The sequence below is a fragment of the Desulfosporosinus hippei DSM 8344 genome (genome assembly GCF_900100785.1).
GTDB lineage: Bacteria > Bacillota > Desulfitobacteriia > Desulfitobacteriales > Desulfitobacteriaceae > Desulfosporosinus > Desulfosporosinus hippei.
Genome location: NZ_FNCP01000008.1, coordinates 108167 through 131258, shown reverse-complemented (window position 1 = coordinate 131258; position 23092 = coordinate 108167). Strand labels below are relative to the sequence as shown.

Annotated in this window: 25 protein-coding genes; 20 read left to right on the top strand and 5 right to left on the bottom strand. The window is 41.3% G+C overall.

The features are described from left to right. Nucleotides 1-61 precede the first annotated feature (61 nt). Together BLS16_RS09115 and BLS16_RS09110 are read left to right on the top strand one after the other, a co-directional pair. Nucleotides 62-241 carry a hypothetical protein gene (locus BLS16_RS09115; RefSeq protein ID WP_092332510.1) on the top strand — a complete coding sequence of 60 codons (180 nt, stop codon included), beginning with the start codon at nt 62-64 and terminating at the stop codon, nt 239-241. 280 nt (nt 242-521) lie between these two features. Then, entirely contained in the window at nt 522-791 is a 270-nt protein-coding gene (locus BLS16_RS09110) for a hypothetical protein (protein WP_092332508.1), read from the top strand. Nucleotides 792-795: 4 nt separating this feature from the next. On the opposite strand, the gene BLS16_RS09105 is transcribed toward BLS16_RS09110, so the two are convergent. Together BLS16_RS09105 and BLS16_RS09100 are read right to left on the bottom strand one after the other, a co-directional pair. Next, the gene (locus tag BLS16_RS09105) at nt 796-2547 is read right to left on the bottom strand and encodes an aldehyde ferredoxin oxidoreductase N-terminal domain-containing protein (RefSeq protein ID WP_092332506.1); all 1752 of its coding nucleotides are present in this window, start codon (nt 2545-2547) and stop codon (nt 796-798) included. After that, a complete protein-coding gene (locus BLS16_RS09100; protein WP_092332504.1) occupies nt 2547-2957 on the bottom strand; it encodes a 4Fe-4S dicluster domain-containing protein in 411 nt (136 codons plus the stop codon). The genes BLS16_RS09105 and BLS16_RS09100 overlap by 1 nt, the downstream gene beginning before the upstream one ends. A 186-nt stretch (nt 2958-3143) precedes the next feature. On the opposite strand from BLS16_RS09100, the gene BLS16_RS09095 reads away from it, so the two are divergent. The 4 genes from BLS16_RS09095 to BLS16_RS09080 all read left to right on the top strand — a co-directional run bounded on the left by BLS16_RS09095 (nt 3144) and on the right by BLS16_RS09080 (nt 5608). Continuing rightward, complete coding sequence (locus BLS16_RS09095; protein WP_092332502.1) at nt 3144-3464, top strand: heavy metal-binding domain-containing protein; 321 nt, start codon at nt 3144-3146, stop codon at nt 3462-3464. Nucleotides 3465-3659: 195 nt separating this feature from the next. Beyond that, nucleotides 3660-4202, top strand: coding sequence for an SGNH/GDSL hydrolase family protein (locus BLS16_RS09090; RefSeq protein WP_092332500.1), 543 nt, complete (start codon nt 3660-3662; stop codon nt 4200-4202). 95 nt (nt 4203-4297) lie between these two features. Further along, the gene (locus tag BLS16_RS09085; protein WP_092332498.1) at nt 4298-5203 is read left to right on the top strand and encodes an Fpg/Nei family DNA glycosylase; all 906 of its coding nucleotides are present in this window, start codon (nt 4298-4300) and stop codon (nt 5201-5203) included. A 63-nt stretch (nt 5204-5266) separates the two neighbouring features. Next, complete coding sequence (locus tag BLS16_RS09080; RefSeq protein ID WP_092332496.1) at nt 5267-5608, top strand: cupin domain-containing protein; 342 nt, start codon at nt 5267-5269, stop codon at nt 5606-5608. Between the two features lie 66 nt (nt 5609-5674). Here BLS16_RS09080 and BLS16_RS09075 read toward each other — a convergent pair whose 3' ends face one another. Next, nucleotides 5675-5968 carry a LapA family protein gene (locus BLS16_RS09075; protein WP_092332494.1) on the bottom strand — a complete coding sequence of 98 codons (294 nt, stop codon included), beginning with the start codon at nt 5966-5968 and terminating at the stop codon, nt 5675-5677. 226 nt (nt 5969-6194) lie between these two features. Between BLS16_RS09075 and BLS16_RS09070 the strand changes: the two genes are divergently transcribed. From BLS16_RS09070 to BLS16_RS09025, 10 genes are all read left to right on the top strand, one after another. Beyond that, nucleotides 6195-7250, top strand: a complete 1056-nt coding sequence (locus BLS16_RS09070; RefSeq protein ID WP_092332492.1) for a GerMN domain-containing protein — start codon at nt 6195-6197, stop codon at nt 7248-7250. A gap of 31 nt (nt 7251-7281) precedes the next feature. After that, nucleotides 7282-8442, top strand: coding sequence for a metallophosphoesterase family protein (locus BLS16_RS09065; RefSeq protein ID WP_092332490.1), 1161 nt, complete (start codon nt 7282-7284; stop codon nt 8440-8442). Next, nucleotides 8432-10861, top strand: coding sequence for a coiled-coil domain-containing protein (locus BLS16_RS09060; protein WP_092332488.1), 2430 nt, complete (start codon nt 8432-8434; stop codon nt 10859-10861). Before BLS16_RS09065 ends, BLS16_RS09060 begins: the two co-directional genes overlap by 11 nt. A 136-nt stretch (nt 10862-10997) precedes the next feature. Continuing rightward, complete coding sequence (locus BLS16_RS09055) at nt 10998-12425, top strand: peptidoglycan DD-metalloendopeptidase family protein (protein WP_092332486.1); 1428 nt, start codon at nt 10998-11000, stop codon at nt 12423-12425. Nucleotides 12426-12743: 318 nt separating this feature from the next. Further along, nucleotides 12744-13631 carry an ectoine/hydroxyectoine ABC transporter substrate-binding protein EhuB gene (gene ehuB / locus BLS16_RS09050; protein WP_092332484.1) on the top strand — a complete coding sequence of 296 codons (888 nt, stop codon included), beginning with the start codon at nt 12744-12746 and terminating at the stop codon, nt 13629-13631. 61 nt (nt 13632-13692) lie between these two features. Then, complete coding sequence (ehuC, locus tag BLS16_RS09045) at nt 13693-14334, top strand: ectoine/hydroxyectoine ABC transporter permease subunit EhuC (RefSeq protein WP_092332482.1); 642 nt, start codon at nt 13693-13695, stop codon at nt 14332-14334. 2 nt (nt 14335-14336) lie between these two features. After that, nucleotides 14337-14987 (top strand): ectoine/hydroxyectoine ABC transporter permease subunit EhuD, encoded by a 651-nt coding sequence (gene ehuD, locus BLS16_RS09040; protein ID WP_092332480.1) that lies wholly within the window; start codon nt 14337-14339, stop codon nt 14985-14987. An 87-nt stretch (nt 14988-15074) separates the two neighbouring features. After that, nucleotides 15075-15872, top strand: a complete 798-nt coding sequence (gene ehuA / locus BLS16_RS09035) for an ectoine/hydroxyectoine ABC transporter ATP-binding protein EhuA (RefSeq protein ID WP_427846372.1) — start codon at nt 15075-15077, stop codon at nt 15870-15872. A 296-nt stretch (nt 15873-16168) separates the two neighbouring features. Beyond that, a complete protein-coding gene (locus BLS16_RS09030; RefSeq protein WP_092332605.1) occupies nt 16169-17257 on the top strand; it encodes a 4Fe-4S dicluster domain-containing protein in 1089 nt (362 codons plus the stop codon). Further along, the gene (locus BLS16_RS09025; protein WP_092332476.1) at nt 17238-18005 is read left to right on the top strand and encodes a formate dehydrogenase subunit gamma; all 768 of its coding nucleotides are present in this window, start codon (nt 17238-17240) and stop codon (nt 18003-18005) included. The genes BLS16_RS09030 and BLS16_RS09025 overlap by 20 nt, the downstream gene beginning before the upstream one ends. Before the next feature lie 129 nt (nt 18006-18134). On the opposite strand, the gene BLS16_RS09020 is transcribed toward BLS16_RS09025, so the two are convergent. Beyond that, on the bottom strand, nt 18135-18917 hold the full coding sequence (locus BLS16_RS09020) for an enoyl-CoA hydratase/isomerase family protein (RefSeq protein WP_092332474.1): 783 nt from the start codon (nt 18915-18917) through the stop codon (nt 18135-18137). A gap of 362 nt (nt 18918-19279) precedes the next feature. Here BLS16_RS09020 and BLS16_RS09015 point away from each other — a divergent pair, with 362 nt between their 5' ends. The 3 genes from BLS16_RS09015 to BLS16_RS09005 all read left to right on the top strand — a co-directional run bounded on the left by BLS16_RS09015 (nt 19280) and on the right by BLS16_RS09005 (nt 21195). Beyond that, nucleotides 19280-19621 carry a toprim domain-containing protein gene (locus BLS16_RS09015; RefSeq protein ID WP_176786111.1) on the top strand — a complete coding sequence of 114 codons (342 nt, stop codon included), beginning with the start codon at nt 19280-19282 and terminating at the stop codon, nt 19619-19621. A gap of 118 nt (nt 19622-19739) precedes the next feature. Continuing rightward, nucleotides 19740-20189, top strand: a complete 450-nt coding sequence (locus BLS16_RS09010; protein ID WP_092332470.1) for a C-GCAxxG-C-C family protein — start codon at nt 19740-19742, stop codon at nt 20187-20189. Between the two features lie 283 nt (nt 20190-20472). Then, nucleotides 20473-21195, top strand: a complete 723-nt coding sequence (locus BLS16_RS09005) for a nickel/cobalt transporter (protein WP_242876246.1) — start codon at nt 20473-20475, stop codon at nt 21193-21195. A gap of 3 nt (nt 21196-21198) precedes the next feature. Here the strand turns inward: BLS16_RS09005 and BLS16_RS09000 are convergent, their stop codons facing one another. Then, on the bottom strand, nt 21199-21684 hold the full coding sequence (locus tag BLS16_RS09000) for a cytochrome c3 family protein (RefSeq protein WP_092332466.1): 486 nt from the start codon (nt 21682-21684) through the stop codon (nt 21199-21201). A 471-nt stretch (nt 21685-22155) separates the two neighbouring features. On the opposite strand from BLS16_RS09000, the gene BLS16_RS08995 reads away from it, so the two are divergent. Continuing rightward, complete coding sequence (locus BLS16_RS08995; RefSeq protein WP_092332464.1) at nt 22156-22911, top strand: carbonic anhydrase; 756 nt, start codon at nt 22156-22158, stop codon at nt 22909-22911. Nucleotides 22912-23092: the final 181 nt, after the last annotated feature.

The following is a 23092-nucleotide window of genomic DNA, read 5'->3' as shown; positions in this document are numbered from 1 at the left end:
TGGTAGAACTCAAAAGCTACAAAGCAGGTCGCTGTTTTAACAAAATGGGAGGGTGTTAATTATGAGAAAATGGGAAGATTTAACCAGAGATGAAAAAGAGATTATCAATACAATGAAAATGCAGGGGATTGGTCCTGATGATCTAATCGACAGGATGAAAAATTCAGGACGAATGAGTGAGGAAGCTCTTCAGAATTTAAGGAAGGCCCTTGACGATGTAAGGCAGTTTTTAGTGCATTAATTTGGGGTCGTGAAAGTAAGGGGACAATGCCCGTTCACACACGTTGCGTTCACTAGCTCGCTGGATGCTGAAGGAATTGCGCCAACCTCTGGGCGGCGCAGGAAGTGAACCCGGGCGCAATTAGCCCTTCAGCATCGGCGCTCGCTTTATCGTGAACTCCACTAAAGTGCTCACTAAGCAAAATGTCCCCTTAGTTTCTGGTCGCCTGGGGCTGGGGGACGGAAGGTGTGAAAGTAGTGAAGTATGGTGAAAGTAAGGGGACAATGCCCGCTCACACTCGTTGCGTTCACTAGCTCGCTGGATGCTGAAGGAATTGCGCCAACCTCTGGGTAGCGCAGGAAGTGAACCTGGGCGCAATTGGCCCTTCAGCATCGGCGCTCGCTTTATCGTGAACTTCACTAAAGTGTTCACTAAGCAAAATGTCCCCTTAATTTCTGGTCGTCTGGGGCCGGATTGGGAACGTGTGGGAGAAAGTAAGGGGGCCATGCCTCTTTCTTTCTCCCATAGCAAAAAGGAACGACTGTCTTTCAAGACTCGTTCCTTTTGCTAGGTGATTAAATTTTTTCGGCGAGTAGGGATTCGCATTTTTCTACGTACTGGCTTATCATTCGTTCTACCATTGTTGAATCCAGGATTCCCTGCATGCTTGGAGTTTTAAAGAAGCGTTTAGGTAACTCGACTTGGCGCGGGTCGAAGCCAAGTTTTTCTTTAAGGCGCAGCTTTGTGGAGTATATTCGCTTGGCAATTAATGTGAGCTCATCATCGGTTAAAGGATAGCCTGCCGCTCTAAGAGCTTTTAGCACTGTCTCCCGATTGTATAATTTTCGAGCGAAGAGACAGATAACGAGGGAATTTAAAAGACAGCGTTCTAGTTCTTCGTCAAAGAGTTTATTGACAGCTTTTTGTTCGTCAAAGTCTTTTAATGACTGATCAACTGAGTAACCTGCATTGCATAGATGGGAGTGTCGCGCACCTACGGTAAGACCCACTAAATTGGCATAGCCCGTGTGATAGCCGGGTATTTCATTGCCTGCAACTTGGAGAGCGTGGTCTTTTCCGCCGAACTTTGCTCCTGCAGAGCGGGTTCCTTCTCCGAGAGCTGCGTAAAATGAATTCCTTCCACTGGCCAAATAGCGGATGGCCTTAGAGTAGTTTTCCGAATTGCCAAAGGTTAGGGGGACAATAGTATCTTCTTCGGTGACAATGCCTTGCATTAGGCTTTCAGTGGCCCAGGCTAAGGCAACACCGGCAGAGATGGCATCCATACCTGTTTTTTCCACAACCTCAATCAGCTGTAATACTTCATCCGTTTTAGGGATACCCAGTAGGCTTCCAAGTGAATAGATTAATTCATAGTCATAGGCCACGCTAACGGATTCGTAGTCATAGCCGTCGTCAAACTTACGACGGAATTGCCCAATATGGATACAGCCAACTGGGCAGCCCGTACAGGCCATCTTTCTTACTAAGCTTTTTTCAGCGAAGGCTTCACCACTAATCTCCTCGGCTTCGTCAAAGTGATTTTCGATCAAATTCCTGGTGGGCAGGGCACCTAAAGCACTTACTGACTCAACATTGATAGCTGTCCCTAGGTCATGATATTTGGACATTAAATCAGTCTCAGTGACAGATTTGAAAATTTCTTGGTAAGAGCGGAAATAGTCTTTGAAATTCTGAATTTTTGTCGTATTATCTCCGGAGACAATAATCGCTTTGACCAGTTTACTGCCCATGGTTGCCCCTAAGCCCAGACGCCCAAAATGCCGATAGGTATCAACACATACGCTGGCAAACTTGACCATCTTTTCACCGGCTGGCCCGATCCGCAAAATGCTGCGTCTGCCTCGGCCTTCTTCTGAATCTCGCAGGAATTGTCCGACAACATCCGAATCCATCCCCCAAATGGGACGAGCATCCTTGATTTGGACAGTATCTCCTTCGATAGATATGTAAGAAGGGCGGGACGCTTTTCCGGAAATCACAACAGCGTCATAACCAGCCATTGATAATGCTAAAGCAAGTCTGCCTCCTGCATAGCTTTCCCCCATTTCACCTGTAAGGGGGGAAAGGAACATGGCAACTGTCTTAGTAACCAGTGGAAAGATACCTGATATTGCGCCAATCGCCAAGATAATGGGTTGTTCAGGGGCAAGAGGAGGAAGTTCAGGTTTAACGGTTTCCTCGAGCAGTTTTGTAGCTATGCCGACTCCGCCCAGATACTCGCTCAAATCTGTTCGTTTCTTGACTTCGATCTTACTTGCAGCAAGGTCTATGTATAAAACCCGAATGATTTTTTCGTATAACATTATAGTCCCTCCTCTACTAACTGTAAACAGCCGTGGGGGCAAAAGCGAACACAGACACCACAATGCTTACAGACAATAGGTTTTTGAGTCTCTTGATCAAAATGAATTGCCTCAACAGTGCAGGCATTAACGCAAAGTTCGCAGCCGATACATTTATCTTTATCTAACAAAACTCCTCCGGCTTGACGTTTTATAAGTGCCCCTGTTGGACAGATTTCAGCACAGGGTACATCATCTTTACATGCTTGACAGACAATTGCCACAAACTTGCCTGTTAGTCCACCACTGGTTTTAATCCGAATAGCACTTTTTAAGATGGAATGGTCTTGTTGGTTAACGGCGCTGCAGGTTATCATACATGATAAACAGCCAATACAGCGGTTCATTTCAACTGCTTTCAATACTTTCATCATTAGCCTCCAGATGTTCCATTAAATCTAATAAATCCAAGTATACTACAATAAACCAGTTGAAATATAATATTTTAAGCATATTTTTAATAATTTTTGAAAGATTAATGAGAAGTACGATTGATTGTTAATACATGGTATATCGTTTATAATTAAAGGAAACCAGATGAATAGGGAGGCAAAAACATGATTGTGACAACTACACCATCTATCGAGGGGCATAAAATTACAGCTTATTTTGGTATAGTTACCGGTGAGGCTATTATGGGTGCTAACATAATGCGAGATCTCTTTGCAAGCATAACAGATGTCATTGGCGGGCGTTCCGGGGCCTATGAAGAAAAACTGCAAGAAGCCAGACAAATTGCTTTGCGAGAATTGGAAGAGCGTGCATCAAGATTAGGAGCCAATGCAGTGGTTGGAGTTGACCTGGACTATGAAGTAGTTGGTCAAAGTGGCAGCATGCTGATGGTTAGCGCTTCGGGGACAGCTGTACGTGTCGAGTAAACTTTTATGCCGCTAACCCAGCCAGCAGAGGATGAAAAATGCCTAATACGTCCCTATAAAAATATACCGGTTAAGGTATGCAAATACATCTTAACCGGTATATTGCGTTTTTAGACTGAAAGTGAACTGTGCTTAATCAGCCATTTAAAGCACTCAATCTTCAACCAAAATCTAGGGAAGGAGTCCGAAAAAGTTATGAAAGTCGTTGCAATTGGTGATTCAATTACCGAAGGCTATCCTTATACTCCCCAAGAATCTTGGGTGACTTATTTAGCCCAAGAACTTCAATGTGAAGTAATCAATAAAGGGATCAACGGGAATCTAACCCAAGAAATGAACGCTAGATTCGAGGGTGATGTTTTATCAAATAATCCGACCTACGTGATTATTCTTGGCGGCACCAATGATGCCTATGTCAAATATCCCTTAGAAAATGTAACTCCCCATTTCTCAGCCATGGTGAAAATGAGCCGGGAACATGGAATCATCCCTATACTTGGCTTGCCTACCCCTTCCTTAGTGGCAGATGATGAGGTTTTTCTCCGTCAATACCGAGGGTGGTTAACAGATTGTGCTAAAATCAATAGTTTGCCATTGATTGACTTTTACACTCCTTATTCTAAGCGCCTGGAGGCAGGTGAAGAAGCCAAGCTTTTTGTCGATGAAGTCCATCCTAGTCTGGATGGGTATAGATTTATGGCCGAAATAGCTATACATAGTTTAAAACCTTTGAAATGATTGTAGAGGAAAGTTGGAATATCTCAACCCCACTGCATTAATCTTTGGGCCTAGTGGAATTATAACAACAGGTGCCGAAAGGGGATTGAGAATCCATGCCTGAAGTTCCTGAAATGGAGATCTATAAAAATTATTTAAATCAATGGGTCAAAGGCAAAGAAATCAGTGAGGTTAATATCTTACGAGCAAAAAGCATTAACCTGGAATTAACAGAATTCCGCGCAAAGGTAAAAGGGAAGAGAATTAAAGAGATTAGGCGACGGGGCAAATATTTAATTTTTAATTTTGAGGAAGGCGATTTTTTACTGACTCATATGATGCTTGATGGCAGGCTATTTCTTTTGAAACTTGACTCCGAAACCCTCAAAAAGACCGATAACCCAAAAGCGGAAGTTTTACAGTCTGTGATCATGGAGAGCAGTGCAGAAGAGTTGAAAAACATCGTTAAGGATCTTCCGGGAAGAGCCAGTGTCATTTTTGGACTATCCGGTGGCTTGATACTCTTTTTTTGCAATCTGACACTGGGCTACTTGCACTACCTTGATCAAGTTAATCTGGATACGAAATTGCAGGAATTAGGAAAAGATCCTTTAGACCCGGATTTCAACAGCCAGGACTTTTCCAAATTGCTGAAAGGGAAAAGGGGAATGATCAAACCTTGGTTAATGAACCCTAAAAACATCTCCGGCGTAGGAAATGCTTATTCTAATGAAGCTTTATTCAGCGCAGGTATACTGCCAACCCGAGGAGTTTCGACATTAGATGATGCTGAAAAAGAGAATCTATTTGCTTCCTTGGTCAGAATTATTAGAGATTCTATTCGCCTTGGCGGAGACATGGAGGAACCCTTTGCCTCTTGGGATGACTTTACAGGGGGATATAATCCCTACTTTAAAGTTTATGATCGCAGCGGTAAACCTTGTTTAGTATGTGGGGAGGATATTCAAAAGTCGGAAGTAGGGGGGAGGAATGCCTTTTTTTGCCCTCACTGTCAGAAGTAGTTTAAGCAATGTTAATAAGAATAAGATCAACAAATACAAAAATATGAAGCATGGAGGTAGATTATGAAGATTGAAAAAATCTCCGATAAAATCGTCTATAAAGATGATAATCTTACCAAGAAGATACTTTTTAATGAATCTCGAGTTCTGAACTTCGTTCTAAACTTTAGACCAGGACAGGGAGTCCCGCCCCACCACCATGAACAAAGTGACCTAATTATCCACGTGCTTGTCGGGCAAGGGGAAATGGGGGTAGATGGTACAATACACGAGATTACCGAAGGAGATGTTATCCATTGTAAAGGGGCTGAGGTTTTCAGCCTGAAAAACACAGGAGAAAAAGACATGTCCTGTTTTGTAATATTAGCCCCTAATCCCTCAGCAGCCTATTCTATAGAAGTATAAACCCACCAAGAATAAACGAGACAGAACCATTGTTAGGTATCTGTCTCGTTTAAATTTAACTGCTAATTATTCTGCCCCATCTGTCGGCTTCAAAGGGGAAATAGCTTGTTGACCAGAAGGGTCGCTCTTTTGACACTGATCCATAGGGTGTTGTTTGGACTTTAGCTTAAGGCGCAGTTCCCGCCAGATTGCTAAGAGGAGCATTACTAAAGCTCCCGCAAATGTGGAACCTAAGATTACTAAGACTAAGGGCACATCTCTAGTAACCCAGAAGAGCTGTATAGTCACTAAACCAGCATTTTGGATGGCAAACACCGCAATAAGCAACGAACAGATAAGGGATAAGATAAGTACAACCATGTTGCATTGCCTCCTCTCTCTTGGTTATTAATAGTTAATTCGACCATTAACGTCGAATCCCTGCAATAATTTGTCACAAACCAGCAGATTGATTTTTAATCAGAGGAACCCTAGGCGTAGCGAAGGATTAGTTTTTTGGCACAAGTTCAGTAACTCTGGCGATCTTAACTGTGTAATTAGACCGAGAAGTGCTATACTAACATCAAACCACCGAGGAGGGAGAAAAATGAAGAAACTAGTATACCTAATTAGTATATTGCTCACCCTAGCTCTACTTAACGGATGTGCCAATAAGGGTGGCACTGCGCCCAGTAAGCCGGATGATAAACCCCAAGAAACTAAGACACTAAGCATCCAAGATTATTGTTCTTTCAAAGAAAATACAAACTACGTTTATGAGGGCAAAGGAATTGAGTATGCCTCATATAACGTTATGGTTGATTATATCGAAGGAAACCGGATTCAGACTCGTTCAAATAATGGAGGAACAGAGACGGTAAAAGTGCTGGAATTGGACAATGGAAAGCTGACCTTGCGATTAGCAAGAGGGGAAAGCTACTTTAGAGAAAACTTACTCCAAAGCCCAGGTAACAGTGAAGAAATTCTGTTGCAAGAACCACTTGTCGTGGGAACATCATGGGTCTTGGCGGATGGGAGAAAACGTTCGATAACTAATATAGAAGCTGATATAACCACGCCTTCAGGTACTTACAAAACTCTAGAAGTGACTACCGAGGGCAAAGCGGATAAAACTCAAGACTATTATGCCCCGAATATTGGGCTTGTAAAATCAGTTTTTACATCAGATGACTTTGTGGTCACTTCAACTTTAAGCAAACTGGAAAGTGATGTATCTCTGAACCAAACAGTCAAATTCTATTATCCCAATAATAATGTTGATAAGCTTTATTTTGTCAGCAAAAAACTATCCTTTAAAACCAATGATCTCACAAAAGCTTCTTTTGAGAGGGCATTTAAAGAGTTGCCCAAAGGGGATGTTGTTCCGGTATTAGGTCCCAATGTCAAGATAAAGAGTCTTTACTTAAATAAGGATAACGCAGTTTATGTTGATTTTAGTAAAGAATTAAGAGGCGAAATGATTGCCGGATCTAGTTATGAGGGTTTAATCTTGCAGAGCATCACTAATACCCTAGGAAATTATTACGGGGTGGATAAGGTTTATATTACAGTTGAAGGAAATCCCTATGCTTCTGGGCATTATGCCATGAATAAAGGTGAGTACTTTTCTGTCGATTTAAGTAACAGTACTGAACTTAAATAACGATTGTTTGTACCGGATGAGGTGAGAATAAATGGCTGCAAGTGTACGTTTCATACAGTGTGCCGGTTTTCGATTTGATAGCCCCGCTTGGGATGGACCGGAGAGGTGGGCAGCAGCAAGGAATCAAGATTTGTGGCAGACATTTCAGGCTCTACTATCTCTTTGCCAAGCGGAAAAAATCGAATTGCTTTTTCTAACCGGTAATCTATTTGAACAGCAGTATGTGCGCCAGGAGACCGTCGAGCGGGTCGCTGAATTACTTGGAAAATTGGAAGGAACCAAAGTTTTCATCACACCAGGCAGAAGAGACCCGCTTACAATATCCTCTGCTTATCGCTTGACAGTATGGCCAAGGAATGTCCATATATTCTCAAGTGGAATTAAAAGTGTCAAACTCCCGTCCCATAATCTAACAATATATGGGGCAGGCTGGACTGCATATCATCAAGAGAAATCATTTCTGGATGATTTCACTCCTATTAATGATACGACACTAAAGATTATGCTTCTTCACGCTGTTGTTGATTCACAAGGGAATAGCCAAGGACTTATACCCATTAAGCAAGACCAAATATCTGCCAGTGGGGTAAACTATTTAGCCCTCGGACATCTGGAAGGATGGAGCGGAATACAGCAGGCAGGAAAGACTGTCTGGGCAGACTGTGGAGTGATAGAGGCTAGAAGTTTTGTTGACATTGGATCTCATGGTGTGATCTTGGGAGAAATTAGAGAAGAATCAACCTGTATTGAATTTAGAGAACTGGGACAACGCTGTTACTATGAAATAAATTTAACAGTTCAGTCTCAAGAATCTCTTGCTGAAATAGCTGAAAGAATAATCAAAGAGCTAAGCCCTGATGAACGTCAAAAAAATTTATATAGGATTAATATCTCTGGAGACAAATTAGAGATTGAAAGGTTAGTATCTCCTTTACAGAAGCTGCTTATGGCAGAGCTTCCTTTCGTTGAAGTTATTGCTCACGCAGAACCAGACCCATCCTATGTGGATTTGCCTAGGCCTTCTAAAGTAAATATTCAGGAAGGCTTTCCTACACTTGCCCAAATTTTTTCCGGTAAACTACAAACAAGATTGTCAGAAGCGGTTGAATCGGAAAACAAAGAGTATTGGGGAGTTGTACAAAAAATCGGAATGACAGCACTGGGGCAGGGGCGGATAGTAGATGAAGATTGAACGGATTAGACTTAGTAATTTCAGAGATCTAAAGGATATCGACTGGATATTCCCTACAGGTCCAACTCTGATAATTAATCGAGATATCAATAATCAGAAACTATTAGACGATTTACTGATGAAGCTATTCTATGAACAGGAATCTCAATTGTTGGAGAAGCAAAAAGATAATGCAGCAGCTGAGGTATGGATATCTGAGGATAATCATCACTTCGTGGTTCGTTATGAAAATATCCAAATAGAGGATCAAATAACACAACAACTTACCTTCTTAGATGGAAATGGGTATAAAGTTAATCTGCCAGAAAAGATGACCATTGGAGAATACTTATTTCAGGCTCGGATGCAAGCTTTTCTGCAAGGTGGCAGAATTACTTGGCCGGAAAAAGACAGCCAGGATAACTTGTTTTTGCGAATTAATAACCTTAGCCAAGGTGGAGATGAGGATTTCTCTTTAACTAAAGTGCGAGCTTCCCTGATTGGTGCTCAAAAAAGAGTTAAAGATCAAAGAGAGAATATGGAGTTAGTAAAGGCTGAATACGATGCTTTACGAAATGAATGGGAGAATGCCCATCGGCAACAAGAAGACAATCGACTGCTCCTGATTGAGATTAAGAATTTGCAAGAAAATCAAGCTATCTTAACTGAAAAAATTGCTCTCACTCAAAAAATCCATCAACGCCTTGAATGTCTTGCTCAAAACCCAGATTATCGTGAGCTGCGCCAACTTCAAGATGAGATAAGCAGGATGGAAGAGCGCCAACAACGTTTAGATGAAGGTCTTAGGGCGATTTCCAGTGATGGTGCAGTCGATTGGGAGATCATAGAGAACTTTCGAGAAGAATGTATGGAATGGGCCTGCTTTCAGAAAGATGTGAGAAGTTTAACTGCAGAAATAGAAGTTCGAATAAAACTAATTGAGCAGATCCAAAAACTACTCCTTTCGTCAGGCTATCAGGGATTTAGAGAAGACGAAGAACAGCAGCTCCGGCGGGTGATGGAGGAGAGAGATTCAGCTCGAGACAGGCTTGATAAACTTATCCTGCTAAGAGAAGAGTTAGATGAGCTTAAATTAGAGTATGAAGAGGAAATCACTAAGTTATCAAAATTAATAGTTATGTCCGATGTAACTGAAGATGCTGTTAACCGGATTACTAGAAAAGAAAAACAATTAAACCGCTGGCAAAGCTACAAAATATGTAATATTACGGATCAACTTTTAACTAAACCCTTAAAGATAAAGAGTATTAATGAACGGTTATCAGCGCATCTTCTGGAGTATTACCAAAGGTATCATGTAGCAAACTATCGGGAATTCACAAGTCGGCTAGAGGAATATCAACAACAGCAAAGACAAGTAGAAAACCTAAAAAAGAGAATTGAGAAGCTGCAGGAAAAAGTCAATAAAGAACCAAAGTTGCTCAGAATCATCGATTCACGTAATGAAATCATAAAACTTGCTCTTTCGAAAGTTCAAGCGGCAGATTTTAGCGAATGGTTGAATGGGTGGTTAGCCTATCAGCAAATGAAGAAACAGCGCTCAGAAGAAACAGATCAATTAAACAAGGACTTAGAACAAAAGTTAGACCTGGAAAAAAAGCTAGCAATCTGTGCTGAAGGGATGAGTGAAAATTTAAAGAACTGGGGTATTTCCTTGGGGGATCGAGAGGAAGTCCTATCAGCTATTTTAAATGTAGCCGGTCAGCTGCAAGAAAGAGATGAAGTTAAAGAGGAAGTGGTCAAGTATTCGGAGATCTTCGTCAAAAAGCTTGGGAATCGGGATCTAGAACAACTCTCAAGGATACTTGAACCTTTAGCTGAACTCGAACGTGAACAGCGTCTTTCTAGTCAGGAAAGGCTGGCAGAAATGTCCTCCTGGGAAAAAGAGCGAGTAGAAATACACCAGCATTTAGAAGCCTTAAATACTCGTCTTCAGGGGGAGGAACAAGCTGCTTCTTTGTCTGTCCTTGAGAAAAGAATAGAAGTTAAAAAACGTCAATGGACAGCTTATGAAGATTTGCGCCATGCCTTAAATGATGCCCAAGCTATCTTGGATTTGTCTTGGCAAGAATGGCAAACTAAGTATGAAAAAAATCTTAGTGAAGAAAAACAATGGATTTTCGAGCATTTCTTCTCCCAAAAAGGTAAATACACTGAGAATGAAACAGTGGTTAAAAGAAATTATTTTTCCTATCGCTTGGCACTTGCTCAATTAGCCCTTCCTGTAACTACTGAGGTCCCTCTATTCTTCTCAATAGGAAAAATCTCCGAAGGGGATCAAAGTTTTTGGGCAGATGCTGCAAAATATCTAAATAAGTTGGGATTAGGCAGACAAGTTTTTTTAAATACAGAGGATCCCCTGCTTGCGGAAATACTTTTAGGTGACGGATGGTCTCCTTTTAGCTTTGCGCAAGATTAAAATTCATGTGAAAATCAGAAAGTGGCAACTTTCCTCTATTACATTAAGTTGACAATCGAGGCAGAATAATAGAAAATAATATAGGAAGAGGTCATTTAAACGAATATATTGACTAAAATAAATTAAAGGGGGTTCTATGAAAAAGGCCAGTGATTTACCATTTAAACAATACCTTGATGTTTTAAAAGCTAAGATTTTCACATTGAAGAATATCACATGGAAGTCTCCAAAAGTTATAGGAGGTTCAATTCTTCTGATGCTCTTAATGGGAAGTGGAATTGTTTACCTGAACTCTACAACCTCTGCAGTTTACGTTGTTGTCAATGGAGAAAAGGTAGGTCTTCTTGAAAGTCAGCAGCAAGCGGGAGCAATGATCGATGAAATCCTCTCTGAAAAGGGAGCTCCCATAGGCGTTGCAGCTAAAACTCATGATAGTATTACCTTTTCATCTGTTAGAATAAAAAATTCCGAATATAGGGCTTTATCTAAGTCAACATTAGAGGCAGACATCTCTTACTATGTTGACGGAGCAGCAGTAAAGGTAAATAATGAGCCTATTTTTGTGCTGGCAAAAGCTGAAGATGGAGAAAGATTGCTAAAAGAATTTCAAGAGTATTATGCTAAGCCAAGTGAAAAAAACCAAGTTACCTCAGTCTCTTTTGTAGAAGAGGTTGAGACTGAGCCTGTGGAGGTGCCTTTAGACCAAGCACTTTCCTATGAGCAAGCTCTTGAAAAACTTAAACAGGGTAATCTGCAAAAGATCGAATATACAATTCAGGAAAACGATTCTTGGTGGCTCATAGCACGAAAAAACGATATGAAGACTAAAGAAGTCTTGGCAAGTAACCCCGGTGCGAACGAAGATACTATCTTAAAACTTGGCAAGAAAATCACCTTAGAAAAAGTTGCTCCTTACATAACAGTGGTTTGTGAAGGGGTTCGTACGGATATAGAAACAATTCCCTTTGATGTGGTTACCAAAACTGACTCCAGTCTCTCCAGTGGACAAACAAAAGTAAAACAAGCTGGAAGTGACGGAGAAAAAGAAGTACAATACGCATACGTTCAAAAAAATGAAAAAGTAGTTACCCAAACCGTTAAGGATGAAAAAGTACTAAAAACCGCAGTTTCTCAAATCATTGAAAAAGGCCCCCAACAAGTCACTGTTGCTTATTCTCGTGGTAGCGGGAGCACTGTTTCCGGGGTATCCTGGCCATTAAGAGGGCCCATAACCTCCTACTATGGTTATCGCCATTCTGAGTTTCATACAGGAATTGACATCGATGGGGATCAAGGGGATCCCTATACAGCTGCAGCTGCCGGTAAGGTTGTAAGTGCCGGCTGGAGCGGTAATTATGGTTATACTATTCTCATTGATCACGGCAATGGAGTGATGACACGCTATGCTCATTCCACTAAACTATTAGTTTCTGCCGGGGCGAGGGTAACTAAAGGTCAGACCATTGGTTTAGTTGGGTCGACGGGTCGATCGACTGGTTCACATCTCCACTTCGAAGTAATAATCAATGGAGATACAGTAAATCCTCTTAATTCATTGCGCTAATCATTAAAAGCAGAGAGTTTATAAAGAGTTTTAGACACTTTTTGAGAGTGGCTAAGACTCTTTTTGAATTTAAAGGCAATCCTCATAACTAGAAAAGTGATAATCACAACCCTTGACAAACTAACAACTTATTTGTTATCATAAGGTTGTCAGTTGCCGAAGGGAAAGCGAATTATTACGGTAAAACGTTTGAAAAGCGTTGAAATAGTTAAAGCGTTTTCTCTGTTGGGAACCTGACCAGGTTCTTTAATTTTGTACATGTATTCCAGGAATAGTTTAGAAGAGAGAACTAATTTCTATTTGGAAAGGGGATATTACATGAAACGATTCAGAAAACTACTCGCCGCTGCGCTCGCTTTGTCCCTTTTGGGATTAGCAGGATGTGGGACAACCGATTCCGGTAGTAAAGCTAAGTCCACATTAGAGACCGCGAAGGAAAGAGGATATGTTGTTGTAGGATTTGCCAACGAGAAACCATATGCCTATCAAACCCCGGACGGTAAACTTACAGGGGAAGCGGTAGAGGTTGCTAGAACCGCCCTTAAAAATATGGGTATTAGCGAAATGAAAGGGGAGTTAACAGAATTTGCTTCCCTTATTCCCGGGCTGAATGCCAAGCGCTTTGACATGATTACGGCAGGGATGTTTATCAATCCTGAACGTGCTAAGGAAGTAGATTTTGCTAATCCTGAGTACAGTATCGGAGAAGCGATTGCTGTTAAAAAAGGAAATCCTTTAAATCTTCACAGTTACAAGGATATTGCTGCTAATCCTGATGTGAAAATCGCCGTTCCGGGAGGAGCCTTTGAATATGAATATCTTCTGAAATCCGGAGTACCCCTCAAGCAGATTATGACCGTACCGGATATGCCGGCAGCATTATCAGCTCTTCAATCAGGTCGTGCTGATGCATTAACCGCTACCGGACCTTCCGTACAGGCGACACTTGAAACTGCTAATAATCCTGATTTAGAAAGAGTCATGGATTTTGTACAGCCGGTTATTGATGGTAAGGAAGTTAAAGGCTATGGTGCCACAGCCTTCCGTAAAGATGACCAAGATTTTCGCGAAGCTTTTAACAGTGAAATCCAGAAACTTAAGGAATCAGGAGAATTATTAAAAATCATCTCTCAGTTTGGATTTACAGAACAAGAATTGCCTGGAGATAAAACAGCTGAAGAGTTGAGTACTCCAAGGGATAACTAAGCTTTGTGATCCATAAAATCATACAAAAACTAACCTTTCTGAAAGGAGTCGATGTGAACCTATGTGGTTTGATATTCTCCCTTCTTTCTGGGAGGGAGCTAAAATAACAATTCAATTAACACTTTTTTCAGCAGTAATTGCCTTTTTCTTAGCATTTTTAGCGGGGTTTGGGCGGCTCTCGAAAATCAAAGCCGTCCGTTTCTTAGCCGCAACTTATGTAGAGATATTTAGAGGAACGTCTTTGTTTGTACAGCTCTTCTGGATTTACTTCGCCTTACCGCTATTCGGTATAATGCTGCCAAAAATGCTGGCCGGGGTATTGGCCCTATCACTTAACGCAGGGGCTTATGGGTCTGAGATTGTCCGGAGTACCATTATTTCTGTGCCAAAAGGTCAGACTGAAGCTGCAATTGCCCTCAACATGACCCCTTGGCAAAGAACCTGGCTGGTTATTTTGCCCCAAGCCTTAGTAATGATGTTACCTGCCTTTGGAAATCTGATCATAGAAATGCTTAAAGGAACTGCTCTGGTATCCCTAGTGACACTTGCTGATTTGACCTTTGTAGCGACGGTTCTCAATTCCTCTATTATGCGTCCAACGGAAATTTTTTCTGTGCTGTTGGTAATCTATTTTGTGATATCTTTGCCATTTACAAGGGGAATTCGATGGATTGAGCATAGGTTATCTGCGGGGAGGTATTAATTATGTGGAACTGGGACTATACACTATTAATCTTACCCCAGATTTTAGAGGCCTTAAAAATAACAGTTTCGGCTACATTTGTTGCTTTTGCAGTAGCGCTGGTGGTAGGTTTGATTCTGACACTGGCGCGCAGATCAGACTTTAAACCCTTATCTCTATTTGCCCAAGGATTTATCGAGTTTGTTAGAAGCACACCGCTATTAGTGCAACTGTATTTTATATTTTACGTCTTGCCGGAACATGGACTTTCTCTTTCACCGTTTATTGCCGGAGTTATGGGATTAGGGCTTCACTATAGTACCTATCTCTCAGAGGTATACCGTGGTGGAATCGAGTCAATACCGCCGGGTCAATGGGAAGCGGCTAAAGCACTGAACTTTACTCCTCTTGAGACCTGGCGCAAGATTATTCTCCCTCAATCTATTCCGCCGGTAATACCGGTTATGGGGAATTATCTGATAACTATGTTTAAAGAAACCCCTGTACTCTCAGCGATCACCCTAGTTGAGATAATGCAGACCGCAAAGATGCTGGGGTCGCACTCATTTCGTTATCTGGAGGCATTTACGATCGTTGGAGTGCTGTTCTTAGTATTGAGTTACTCATCTTCGCTGATGGTGAGGCGCTTGGAAGTCCGTCTAAATCTCAGATAGACTTAGTTAAAAAATTATTATTCTAAGGAGGTTGATCGCGTGAGTGTACCATTGAAAGTTATTTATAACGAAGAATCAACTAAAAGTATAGGGAACGATCTACGGAAAGTCGCTGTACAGCCGATTGTAAACTATAGCAATATCAGTAAGTCATATGGTGATCTTCAAGTTTTAAGGAATATTGACTTGGACATTGCGCCGGGTGAAAAGGTAGCCCTTATTGGTCCAAGCGGATCAGGAAAGACGACTTTAGCCCGACTGCTTATGACCTTAGAAGAACCGACTTCAGGAACCATCGAAGTCGATGGAGAAATGTTGTGGCATCAAAAAACAAACGGGAAACTGGTTAAAGCTAACGAGAAGCACCTTCATAAAGTTCGGGGGAATATTGGTATGGTTTTTCAGCACTTCAATCTTTTTCCCCATATGACGATTTTACGCAATGTCATGGAAGCCCCTCGAAATGTACTTGGGCTTAGTAAAGAAGAGGCAATGGAACGTGCTGTTACAATGCTGAAACAAGTAGGGCTTGCCAATAAAATAGATGCCTATCCGGCGCAGCTTTCTGGAGGTCAGAAGCAGCGTGTTGCAATTGCTCGTGCCCTAGTTATGCGGCCAAAGGTTATGATCTTTGATGAACCGACCTCCGCACTAGATCCCGAGTTAGTTGGTGAAGTTTTAGAAGTTATCAAGGCTATTGCTGCTGAAGGAGAAATGGCAATGCTTCTGATAACTCACGAAATGGATTTTGCTCGTGATGTGGCGGATCGAATTTTGTTCTTTGATCAAGGGCGCATTATTGAACAAGGATCACCTAAGAGGATTTTCAATAATCCCGAAAGCGAACGTTTGCAGACGTTCCTAAGTCGTTTTAACAGACATTAAGGAATGAGGTTGATGAAAGCAGGTCATTGAGACCTGCTTTTTTTCACGCGCTCATGGCTAGATACATATTAATGATGAAATGAAAAAAGGTGGCATAGCCTAAGAGGGTATTGGTAGAGTTACGAGGTTCAACTTGAGAAAAAGGGTAAACTCTGATGTCAGATTCCCTTGAATTACCAATATAGGTTAAGCGTATATCGCTAAATTTCCCCTTGCCAATAGCACAATTCTATGATAAAAATAATACAATAAATAAAATACACAGGGGGGGTAGGGGGGGCATGGGGGGTATGAAAATGGATAATAACCGGAATAGAAGCGATGCTATCTCTCGCAGGACTTTTTTCAAGAGAACTACTGCAGCTGGGTTACTCAGTGCCTTAGCAGTTACAGGACTTAATAAACCTGTTCAGGCTTCGGAATTAGGTGCGGGAGAGTTAGGTACCCTAATTGATTTGACCAAGTGTGACGGGTGTAAAAACTATGCCACACCACTTTGCGTCGAGGCATGTGGCAAGCATAATCAGGAGCGATTCCCTGAACCTCAAAAACCTCTGAAAAAATATTGGCCCCAAGATAAAGTGGAGGACTGGTCAAACAAGAGAGACTTAAAAAGTCGCTTAACTCCCTATAATTGGACGTTTGTGGATCATGTTAAGGTTCAATACAATGGTGTAGAACAAGAAGTCTATGTTCCAAGAAGGTGTATGCATTGCGACCATCCAACCTGTTCAAAGCTATGTCCTTTTAGTGCAATCACTAAGGATCAAACTGGAGCAGTATCCATTGATGATGAGATATGCTTTGGCGGTGCTAAATGTCGTGATGTTTGCCCATGGGGTATTCCACAGCGTCAAGCAGGAGTTGGAATATACATGGAAGTTGCTCCGGACTTAGCCGGTGGAGGAGTTATGTATAAGTGTGATATGTGCCTCGATCTTTTGCTCGAGGGCAAAAAGCCAGCTTGTGTCAGCGCTTGCCCTAAAAATGCCATCTCAATAGGGAAGAAAGACGAGATTAAAACCCTCGCTTACAAAAAAGCAGAAGATATTAACGGTTTTATCTATGGGGACAAAGAAAATGGGGGAACATCTACCTATTATGTCTCTGCAGTTCCGTTTGCAGCAATTGATGCGGCCATTAAAGAGGATAAGGTCAGTAAGAAGGATACAGCACCAGGACGTCCTGGAATGCCGGTAAATGTCGAGAATTATCTATCCACAGGCAAAGGTATGTTTCTCAGTACAGTAATCGCTCCCTTTGCGGGAGCAGCTGCAGCTGGAATAACTGCCTATCTAACGTTAAAAGGGGATAAGGTCAAGGGTGCCCAAATTGATCTGAAGGATCAAAGAGAGGAGAAGAGCGATGGCACAGAAAACAAATAATCCTAAGCAAAGCAAGATCTTGCGTCAAAGTCTTGTCAATCGATTTGTCCACTGGACAACGGCCCTCTCCGTGATTTTGCTGATTATTACTGGGTTAGGTCAACTGCCTTTGTATACACGCTATAATGTCACAAAGCTCCCCGGAGCAGCATGGCTCGGTGATTACTTTATAACCATCAAATTACACTATCTAGGAGCTCTTGGGCTCATATTTGTCGCAGCCTTTCATATTGTGTATGCATTTGCCCGGCGTGAGTTTGATATTTTCCCTCGGAAAGGTGACCTGAAAGAATCTTATCAGATCATTAAAGCTATGTTGACCAAGGGGCAAGAGCCCGCTTCAGATAAATATCTGGCAGAACAACGGGTTGCTTATTTGTTTATCGGTTTTAGCCTACTCCTTTTAATTGTTACCGGCTTGATTAAGACTTTAAAGAATGCTCCCGGCGTTGACCTTTCCCATTCTCTCTTATACTGGAACACCGCCTTGCATAACATCGGTACGGGCTTGATTATTTTTGGGATAATCGGGCACTTGGCGGCATTTCTGCTCAAAGAAAACCGTCCGTTAATCCCCGGGATGTTCACCGGGTTTATTAATCGGGAGTATGTCAAACATCGGCATAGTCTTTGGTACGCAAAACTACTGAACAGCAAAGAAATTAGTGAAAGCAGCCTGGAGGCAGCAAAAGATTTGAAAAGTGACGGCAATGATAAATCGAATAACCAAACTCACTTGTCTATATAAGAAATAAAGTGAACCTCCCCCACCTCTGGAGGTGAGAGTCTTCTCGCCGTATGATGAAAAATTTAAGTGAAAAGAAGAACTCTCCACAAGCAATTTGTGGAGAGTTTTACGGTTTTAGAAGTATTTGAATTACCGTCCTTTAAAGACAGGTTTTCGCTTCTCCAGAAAGGCGGTAACTGCTTCGCGCAAATCTTCTGTTCCACAACAAAAAGTTGACTGAGACTGCTCAAAGAGCAATCCTGCCTGAACACCGCTTTCATTAGCTAGATTAATACCTTTTTTCGCAAAACGAACCCCAGAGGGAGGGAAGGCGGCCATTTTCTTAGCAAGTTTCATCGCCCGTTGGTTAAGATCCTCTTTTTTAACCAAGATTTCTACTAAGCCAATTCGCAATGCTTCTTCCGCATCAATTTCTTCACAACCTAGAATCAAGCGTTTAGCTTGGCCAATCCCAACGAGATGAGTTAAGCGGGTAGTTCCGCCCATATCTGGAGCTAAGCCAAAGCGTACTTCAGGAATAGAGAATTTAGCGTCATCAGCGGCTATTCTTATATCACAGCCTAGGATTAGTTCCGTAGCAGAACCATAGCAAAGGCCATTAATGGCGGCGATCACTGGAATAGGTAGATCTTGCCAAAAAGAATAAAGATTTTGCAGCCATACCAGGTTGGCCATGATAAACTCAGAACTAACCTCCTTTAAAAACTTTAGATCAATTCCTGCCGAAAAGTTATCACCATCAGCGTTTATTACGATTGCTCCAAGGCTGCCGTCAGCAGTAATCTCTTTTTGTATTTCCTCTAATTCTTTGAGAAAATCAGAACCCACTAAATTAAATCCTTTTGCATTATCCAGGGTAATAACTCCGATTCTGCCATCCTTATTAAAGGCCAAATGTTTACCATAGCTCATTTTTGTTTTCCCCCAATTCTTTTTGCATTAAGTACTACTTGTACTGTAATATATTTGTATTGGAAAATCTATACTATTTAGAATGTTTAGACTTAAAAAATGAATTTATATTCATATTTTCCGAGGTAAGTCAGCCATGTTTCTGAGTATCAATTGGATTAGTCCTGGTATATTTCCTTTGTAAAGGGTAGAGTCTATTAATAGCATTATTGTAAAGGATACTTACTTGATACCATAGCTATTGTATTCCAGGTACAGTAGTTAGCTTATAGAAGTATTAATAAAAAGTAGTAATCTTAAAAAAGTAGTCAGCTATTCATAATAAGTACGAATGGTAAGCCTATAGAAAGAATTGGTGGATTATGAGAGTAATTATAGTAGAGGGAAAAACAGATAAGCAACGTTTACTCCAGATCTTAGATGAACCTGTAGAGATCGTGTGTACTAATGGAACATTAGGTGTCGATAAATTAGAAGAATTAATTGCTAATTACAGCGATGATGAAGTATGTGTTCTGTTAGATGCTGATGAGGCCGGAGATAAAGCCCGTCGGCTATTTAAACAAGAATTTCCCAATGTAAGACACTTATATACTCATCGTATGTATAGAGAGGTGGCGACAACACCCCTTAGTGTTCTGGCAAGGATTCTGGAGGGGGCTTATTTTACTGTTAAAGACCCCCAAGACGAGGAATTATTTTAGAAAACCTGCCTTATAATTGAAACTACCCCCAAAAATGGATAATTATTTACTTACTAGTAGGAGTACAGTGGTCAATGTAGAATACTAATAGTAAGTAATTATAAAGGGGGATAAGAACATGGAAGACATAGCCTTGGAAGCTCGTTCTCGTGCCGGAAATAAGTTTAAAAATGGCCTGAATTGTTCCGAATCTATTGTTCATACATTTAACGAAATCCTCAATAATCCCTTAAATGAAGAAGCTCTAAAAATGGCTACAGGCTTTGGTGGGGGATTGGGCTACGCTGGTTGTATGTGTGGTGCCTTGACAGGTTCAGTTATGGTTTTAGGACTTTTGAAGGGACGTTTTGATCCTAGCGACGGCAGAGAACCAGCCTACAATCTTGCTCACGACTTTCACGATCGCTTCCTCAAAGAATACGAAGCGACCTGTTGTAGGGCCTTAAACTCTCATGAATATGACTCTCCTGAGCATTTACGCCGATGTCTGAAGCTAACGGGAGGAACTGCCAAGCTTCTGATGGAGTTCATCCAAGAGAAGGGGTTGCTAAAACCTGAAGTTTCATAAATCTTAGATACTAAAATACCCAGACCGATAAAGAGCTCACTCCCACTTGTGATTAATGGGGGTGAGCTCTTTATTAGTTGCAGGTAATGAGATCTCTTTCATATGAAAACTATAGCTAGCTTAGCCTTCACTGACAGAGTCGATTAGGAGGCATAACCCATTATTAGGCTTAGAATACCCTTGAAAATTCTCTCGAGATTAGTGGCATAGGTGTAGCAAGTAATGAGACAGGCTTGCATATATACTATTAAGCTTAAAATGGGAGGAATCTATTTTGGAATTAATGTATACTTTTCCGGTGGTGATAGGTTTAGGGGCTCTTCATTCATTAGAACCGGGGCATGGTAAGGGAGTGATCACAGCATACTTAATTTCTTCCGGTGCTAAAGTTAAAGAGGCTGTCATGATTGGTCTAATTTCCGCATTGGCACATACTCTCTCGATTGTTCTGCTGGCAGTTTCAGCTTCAACGGCCATTAAGGTATTTGTTCCGGAAAATTTGATTCATTGGCTTCAACTTATTTCCGGAATAGTTGTGATCTACATAGGTCTCAATATAATTACTCAAAGAATCTTTGATTATCGGGAAAAGAAGCAAAAGCACCTAAATACTGTTAGCCATAATTGCAGCAGTCATTGCAATTGCCATCATGGTCATAGTCATTCAAGCATGACGACTCCCTCGACGCCATTTAATTTATTCTTGACAGGATTTTTCACGGGTATTGTTCCTTGTCCAAGTGCCTTAGCCATCTTGCTCGCGGCGGTTTCAGCGGATAAAATCCCTTTGGGATTAGGATTAGTTGGGGCCTTCTCAATTGGAGGAGCTATTACTATGGTAGCCATAGCCTTATTTGTGGTTCGAGCTAGCCACACAATGAAGCGGTTAGAAAAATGGCAGGTTGTAAATCGTTTGGCCTTGGTTTCCTCATGCTTAATTATATTTTTAGGCGGTGCCGTTATCTTTCAATCAATTAATCATATTGGAGTTTCAACAATGTTTTAATATCTAAAGTTGTTCTTTAGCTCCTTTGAGGTCTGGGGTCAAGTACATATCAACTTCATGCCCGGTGGATCGGTGACAGGTTAAGCACGATTGGGAGTTTTGGATGGTTTCATAGTGGTTTACCTTGGCACTATTTGTTAGACGAACTGTATTGGGATAGCGCTCTCTGTCTCCTAAATGACATATTAAACAATTCTGATCCGACACAATGGCTCGAGTGGGAACGGTGAAGTCGCCGCTAAAATGTTGGAACAAATAATTTAATCCCCGGGCTTTAGCATGGATTTTACCCAACTCGCCTCGAGGCTGATGGCATTCTAGACAATTTAAGTTGTTATGAGGTGACTGCTGCCAGGATATAACATATTTTTCTACCTCATGACACTGGGCACAAAAATAAGGCCCGGAGGTTGCAACATACCCTATTTGAAATAGTATGTATGAAGCTACGAATGCTATCAGACCACCTAAAATAGCCTTCTTCCACACAAGAAAACCTCCCCAAGAAAATAAAAATAATGAATAGTATGTGTAAAAGAGCAGCTATTATCCAATTGTTAGAAAAGGTATAGGTTTTCAACTTAGAAGGTGAGCCTGCTGACAGGGATTCATTTAGGCATTAAACTCCTCTCCAGACTAAAAAATCTTTAGTCTGGAGAGGAGTTTTTTCTAAGTTAGGGCTTGCTGACAGTCTTTGGAGTTGCAAACCCTCCTCAAGGAGTTGAAATCAAATGGTGCATCGATGCACCATTTGACCTCTCGTCCCCGACGGGGAGTAATTCACTGATTCAGTTGGCCATTTAAGCCACTTCCATGGTATATCAGCTTAAAGCCTTACTAAGTAACTTACTAAAAATAGTCTAAGTAGGAAATTACAAGAGTAATTGATTAGAATTATCCTTATTATGGTAAAATAGAGATAGAATTGTTTTGCAACTTGATATAATAAGGAGAGATTTCGTGAGTAAACCATCAACATATTATCTTAGCTGCGCAATACTAAGTTTAGCTATCCTGCTCTCAGGCTGTGATAGACTTTTTCCGGCAGCTGAGCAACAAACTAATGTATCAGATAGCTCCCCAGCCCGGGAAGTGCTGGCAGCCCCAGTCTACATGCGTTCAGACATAATTGCCACTCCCGAAGAGGCTCAAAAACTCCTAATGGAGGGTAATGAACGTTTTAGGACTGGTCAGCCTTTAAGCAAGGATCTAAGTCTTAGCAAACGAAGTGAGCTGATGGAAAAAGGTCAGCATCCCTTTGCTGTTATTGTATGTTGTTCGGATTCGAGAGTTCCGCCTGAGCTTTTGTTTGACCAAGCTCTTGGAGATCTATTCATAATCCGCATAGCAGGTAATATCATTACTCCTCCTGAGTTGGGAAGTGTGGAGTATGCCGTAGAGCATTTAAATACTCCGTTAGTCGTAGTTCTGGGGCATGAGAACTGTGGGGCGGTCACAGCCTCTGTACAGGGAGGGGAAGCTCATGGTAATATCTCCTCAATTCTCAACAAGATAGCCCCTGCCCTGGAAAAGGCTAAATCTGAAGGCACCAGTGCAGAAAATCTAATCTCTAAGACTACAGAATTTAACGTTGAAAATGCAAAGCTGGATATTTTGCAAAGTCCTATTATTAAAGAACGTTTGGCAGGAAATAATGTTAGTGTTTTAGGGATGATGTATGATCTGGACGAGGGTAAAGTAACAATAGTGAATTGAAACCTTTAGTATTTGATGTACTTAGTTGGCTTTTGGCGATATAAGGTCAGATATGATAGAATAAAGGCTCCTCAATATTAAATACAAGAGGGGTCTTTATTCTATGTTGATACAGGAATAAATTGGGAGAGATTGTATATCTATGAAAGAGGACTTTATAGTTACTGCGTCGAATAAAAAT